Source organism: Hyunsoonleella flava, assembly GCF_004310325.1.
In the GTDB taxonomy this organism is placed as follows: Bacteria; Bacteroidota; Bacteroidia; order Flavobacteriales; family Flavobacteriaceae; genus Jejuia; species Jejuia flava.
Window position 1 is genome coordinate 1 of record NZ_SIRT01000028.1, and the last position, 847, is coordinate 847.

Here is an 847-nt window from a genome sequence, read left to right on the forward strand (position 1 = left end):
CTCACAGTCTGTAAGTCCGTCACCATCGCTGTCCGTGGTATTGATACCTATCGGATCGCATGGATCGTTTGGATCACTTGTTGGTCCGCCTGGGAACGTCGTTGGATCGTCTGGTGTACTCGGATCGTCGATGCCCGTTGTCTCCTCACAATCTGTAAGTCCGTCACCATCGCTGTCCGTGGTATTGATACCTATTGGATCACATGGATCGTTTGGATCGCTTGTCGGGCCGCCTGGGAAGGTCGTTGGATCGTCTGGTGTACTCGGATCGTCGATGCCCGTTGTCTCCTCACAATCTGTAAGTCCATCCCCATCAGAATCAACTAAAGAAGTACATAAAGGAACTACAACAGTAATTGTAGCTTCATTTGAGGTATTACCTTCATCGTCATCAACTGTGTAAGTAATTATGGTAGTACCGTCTGTATAACCAACTGCTGGTGTGAAAGTAACTGTACCATCTCCGTTATCTGTAAACGTGCCCTCTCCCGGAACAGTGAATACTCCTTGCTGGCCTGGTGTATTTGGATCTAAATCTAGTGTTGAATCTTCTACCGTTCCGTTAGGGTCAGTATCATTTACTGTTATATCTATAATTATTGCTATTCCAGGATCAGTTGTTCCCCCGTCATTATTTGCTATTGGTGGACAATTGGATGAATCCGGATCGCATGGATCATTCGGATTACTTGGTCCAATTGGAATACCAGGTGTGCTCGGATCGTCGATGCCCGTTGTCTCCTCACAGTCCGTAAGACCATCTCCATCACTGTCCGTGGTATTGATACCTATCGGATCACATGGATCGTTCGGATCGCTTGTCGGTCCACCTGGGAAGGTCGTTGGA

At 47.5% G+C, this 847-nt stretch carries 1 protein-coding gene; it reads right to left on the reverse strand.

From position 1 onward, the window contains the following. Window positions 1-847: Ig-like domain-containing protein (locus EYD45_RS16790; RefSeq protein WP_165453958.1), on the reverse strand; the 847-nt coding region annotated here is incomplete at both ends.